This is a genomic window from Kitasatospora sp. NPDC001683 (assembly GCF_053596495.1).
This window is the reverse complement of record NZ_JBSFGK010000195.1, coordinates 1-4,886: the sequence shown is the minus strand read 5'-3', so window position 1 is coordinate 4,886 and position 4,886 is coordinate 1. Positions and strand designations below refer to the sequence as shown.

At 75.5% G+C, this 4,886-nt stretch carries 1 protein-coding gene; it reads left to right on the top strand.

From position 1 onward, the window contains the following. Positions 1-4,886: SDR family NAD(P)-dependent oxidoreductase (locus ACWCYO_RS40195; protein ID WP_449786996.1), on the top strand; the 4,886-nt coding region annotated here is incomplete at both ends.

Below are 4,886 nucleotides of genomic sequence, written 5' to 3'. Positions count from 1 at the left end.
GCGCGTGGTCGGTTGATGCAGGCACTGCCCGCCGGGGGCGCGATGCTCGCGGTGGCGGTCGATCAGCAGACCGCTGTGGAGCTCCTCGCCGGCTGCGAGGGCCTGGTCGATGTCGCGGCGGTCAACGGTCCGCGTTCGGTGGTCCTTTCGGGCGACGCGGGGGCGATCGAGAAGGTCGAGCAGAAGGCAAAGGCGGCCGGCCACCGGGCCAAGCGCCTTTCCGTCAGCCATGCCTTCCACTCGCCGCTGATGGAGCCGATGCTGGCCGAGTTCGGTACGGTCGTCAGCGCTCTCAAGGCGGACGAGCCGAGGATCCCGGTCGTCTCCAATGTGACCGGCGCACTCGCCACCGCCGAGGAGCTGACCAGCCCCGACTACTGGGTGCGACACGTCCGCCAGGCCGTGCTGTTCCACGACGGTGTGCGCACCGCCTCCCAGCTGGGCGCGACCCGCTTCGTCGAGCTGGGCCCGGACGGCGTCCTGACCGCCCTCGCCCAGGACTGCCTCACCGACACCGCCACCCACGCCTTCACCCCCGTCCTGCGCCGTGACCGCGAGGAGCCCCTCGCGGCGATGTCCGCGCTCGGCGACCTCTTCACCCACGGTGTCGTCCCCGACTGGCAGGCGGTCTTCTCCGGCCGCCGCGTCGACCTGCCGACGTACCCCTTCCAGCGTCAGCGCTACTGGACGACCGTTGACCGCGTGGGCGACGTCGCCTCCGCGGGCGTGCTCCCGGTCGGGCACCCGCTGCTCGGCGCGATGGTGGTGCTGGCGGACGATGACCAGGTCCTGTTCACCGGACGGCTGTCGGTGAGCACCCACCCCTGGCTGGCCGATCACGCCATCGCCGGTACCGTCTTCGTGCCCGGAACCGCCTACGTGGAGCTGGCCGTTCGGGCCGGTGACCAGGTGGGTTGCGACCGCATCGACGAGCTGACCATCGAGGCCCCGCTCGTCCTGCCCGAGCAGGACTCCGTCCAGCTCCAGGTCAGCGTCGGCCGCCCCGACGCGCAGGGGACCCGCCCACTCACCTTCCACTCCCGCCACGGGGACGAGCCCTGGACCCGGCACGCCACCGGCCGCCTGGGCCTCGCTACGCCCACCCGTCCCGGCGGAACCGCCGGAACCGCCGCGCTCACCGTCTGGCCCCCGCAGGACGCCGAGGAGGTGTCGATCGAGGGGCTCTACCCGCACCTGGCCGAGGCGGGCTTCGGCTACGGCCCGGCGTTCCAGGGGCTGCGCGCGGTGTGGCGGCGCGGCCGGGAGGTGTTCGCGGAGGTCGAGCTGCCGCAGGAGCGCGAGGCCGGCCGCTTCGCCCTGCACCCGGCGCTGCTCGACTCGGCCCTGCACGCCGTGGGGCTGGGCGAGTTCGTCACCGACAACCGGCCCAGCCTGCCGTTCTCCTGGTCCGGAGTCACCCTCCACGCGACCGGGGCCACGGCCCTGCGGGTCCGGCTGTCCCCGGCGGGCACCGACGCCGTCGCCCTGGACGTCGCGGACGCGACGGGCGCGCCCGTCGCCACCGTCGAGGAGCTGGCCCTGCGCCCGGTGGCCGGGGAGCGGCAGCGGCAGCGGAGTGACTCGCTGTTCCGCGTCGACTGGGTGGCCCAGCCGCTCCCCGAGACCACCGAGTCGACCCTCTGCTGGGTCGGTTCGGTCGAGGAGCTGCAGGCCCTCGACCCGGTGCCCGCCACCGTCCTGGTGTCCTGCGACCGGACGGGCGAGCTGCTCGCCGACGTCCACGGCACGACCCACGGTGCCCTCGCCCTGCTGCACGCCTGGCTGGCCGACGCCCGCCACCACTCCTCCCAGCTGGTGTTCGTCACCCGCGCCGCCCTGGCCGTCCGGCCCGGCGAGCAGGTGGACGGCCTGGAGCAGGCGCCGGTCTGGGGCCTCGTCCGGTCGGCCCAGGCCGAGAACCCCGGCAGCTTCCGCCTCGTCGACCTGGACGGCGACGCCGGTTCCGGCTCCGCCCTGGCGGCCGCCCTGACCCTCGACGAGCCCCAGCTCGCGCTGCGCGGCGGGCAGGTGCTCGCCCCCCGACTCGCCCGGGCGACGGGCGCGCCGGACGAGGCGTCCCCCTGGGACGGCGGGGGCACCGTCCTGATCACCGGTGGCACCGGCGGGCTCGGCGGCCTGCTGGCCCGGCACCTGGCCCGGGAACACGGGGTCCGGCAGCTGCTGCTGACCAGCCGCCGCGGACCGGCCGCCGAGGGCGCCGCCGAACTCGTCGAGGAACTCGCGGCACTCGGCGCCTCGGCCCGGGTCGTCTCCTGCGACGTCACCGACCGCACGGCGCTGGCCGAGCTGCTGGACGGCATCCCGGCCGAGCAGCCGCTGGTGGCCGTGGTCCACACGGCGGGCGTGCTGGACGACGGGGTGATCGGCTCGCTGACCCCGGAGCGGGTCGACACGGTGCTCCGCCCGAAGGCGGACGCCGCCTGGCACCTGCACGAACTCACCAAGGACCGCGGGCTCGCCGCCTTCGTCCTGTTCTCCTCCGCCTCCGGCGTCTTCGGCGCCCCCGGTCAGGGCAGCTACTCCGCGGGCAACGTCTTCCTGGACGCCCTCGCCCAGTACCGCCGCGGCCTCGGCCTGCCGGCGACCTCGCTGGCCTGGGGCCTGTGGGCCGAGGGCAGCGGCATGGGCGGCCGGCTCGCGAGCGGCGACCGGGAGCGGATCACCGGCTCCGGCCTCGCCGCGCTCTCCGCCGCGGAGGGCCTGCGGCTGTTCGACCTGGCGCTGGGTACGGACGAGGCGCTGCTGGTGCCGACGCCCCTCGACCTCCGGTCACCGGGCGGCTCGGTGGCGGTGCCCGCGCTGCTGCGCGGCCTGGTGCGGGTTCCGGTCCGCCGGACCGCCGCCGCGTCGGCGGCCGCGGCGAACCGCACCGACTGGTCGGAGCGGACCCTGCTGGACCTCGTGCACACCCAGGTGGCCGCGGTCCTCGGCCACGCCGCGGCGGACGCGGTGGCCGTCGACCGGGCCTTCACGGAACTCGGCTTCGACTCGCTCACCGCGGTCGAGCTGCGCAACCGCCTCACCACCGAGACCGGCCTGCGCCTGCCCGCCACCCTGATCTTCGACCACCCCAGCCCGGCAGCCCTGGTCCGGCACCTGTGCGAGGAACTCGTCGGGGAGCCCGGCCGGGACGCGGCGGCCGAGCGGCCAGCCGTCCCGGGCGGCCCGGTCGACGACGACCCGGTCGTGGTCATCGGCATGGCCTGCCGATACCCGGGCGGCGTGCGCTCGCCCGAGGACCTCTGGGACCTGGTGGCCGCCGGCCGCGACGGCATCGGCGCCTTCCCCGAGGACCGCGGCTGGGACCTGGACGGACTGTTCGACCAGGACCCGGACGCGCCGGGCCGCTCGTACGTCCGCGAGGGCGGCTTCCTCCACGAGGCGGGCGAGTTCGACGCGGGCTTCTTCGGGATCTCGCCGCGCGAGGCGCTGGCCATGGACCCGCAGCAGCGGTTGCTGCTGGAGACCGCCTGGGAGGCCTTCGAGCGGGCCGGGGTGGACCCGTCCTCGGTCCGGGGCAGCAGCACCGGCGTCTTCGCCGGCGTCATGTACCACGACTACGCGAGCGGGCTCGGCGAGGTGCCCGAGGGCGTGGACGGCTACCTCAGCACCGGCAACGCGGGCAGCGTGCTGTCCGGCCGGGTCTCCTACGCCCTCGGCCTGGAGGGCCCGGCCGTCACGGTCGACACCGCCTGCTCCTCCTCCCTGGTCACCGTGCACCTCGCGGCGCAGGCCCTGCGCCAGGGCGAGTGTTCGCTGGCGCTCGCCGGAGGCGTGACCGTCATGGCGACGCCCACCACCTTCGTGGAGTTCTCGCTCCAGCGCGGGCTGGCCTCGGACGGCCGCTGCAAGTCCTTCGCGGCCTCGGCGGACGGTACGGGCTGGGGCGAGGGCGTCGGCCTGCTGCTCCTGGAGCGGCTCTCCGACGCGCGGCGCAACGGGCACCGGGTGCTGGCCGTGATCCGTGGCTCGGCCGTCAACCAGGACGGCGCGTCCAACGGCCTGACCGCCCCCAACGGCCCCGCCCAGCAGCGGGTGATCCGTCAGGCCCTCGCCCAGGCCAAGCTGACCTCCGACCAGATCGACCTGGTCGAGGCGCACGGCACCGGGACCAAGCTGGGCGACCCGATCGAGGCACAGGCGCTGCTCGCCACCTACGGGCGGGAGCGCCCCGAGGACCGGCCGCTGTGGCTGGGCTCCCTCAAGTCGAACATCGGGCACACCCAGGCCGCGGCCGGCGTCGGCGGCATCATCAAGTCGGTGATGGCCATCCGCGGCGGCCTGATGCCCAAGACCCTGCACGTCGACGAGCCGAGCCCGCACATCGACTGGTCCGCGGGCGCGGTGTCGCTGCTGACCGAGGCCCGGCCCTGGCCGGAGACCTCGCGGCCCCGCCGGGCCGCGGTGTCCTCCTTCGGGATCAGCGGCACCAACGCCCATGTCATCGTGGAGCAGGCGCCCGAGGCCCTGGCGGCCGAGCCGGTGGCCCAGGCCCCGGTCCTGGACGACGCGGCGCTGCCCTGGATCCTGTCCGCGAAGTCCGCCGAGGCGCTGCGCGCCCAGGCCCGTGAACTGGCCGCCCACCTGGAGGCGCAGCCCGAGCGGTCCGCCGCGGACGTCGGGCTGTCCCTGGCGACGGCCCGTACCGCCTTCGAGCACCGGGCCGCCGTGGTGGCGGCCGACCGGGAGGGGTTCCTCCACGGCCTGGCCGCGCTGGCCGCCGCGGAGCCCGTCGAGCACCTCGTCACGGGGAGCGCGCGTACCTCTGCCAAGCCGGTGTTCGTGTTCCCGGGGCAGGGGGCGCAGTGGGTCGGGATGGCGGTGGAGTTGGCGCGGGTGTCGCCGGTGTTCGCGGCGCGGTTGGC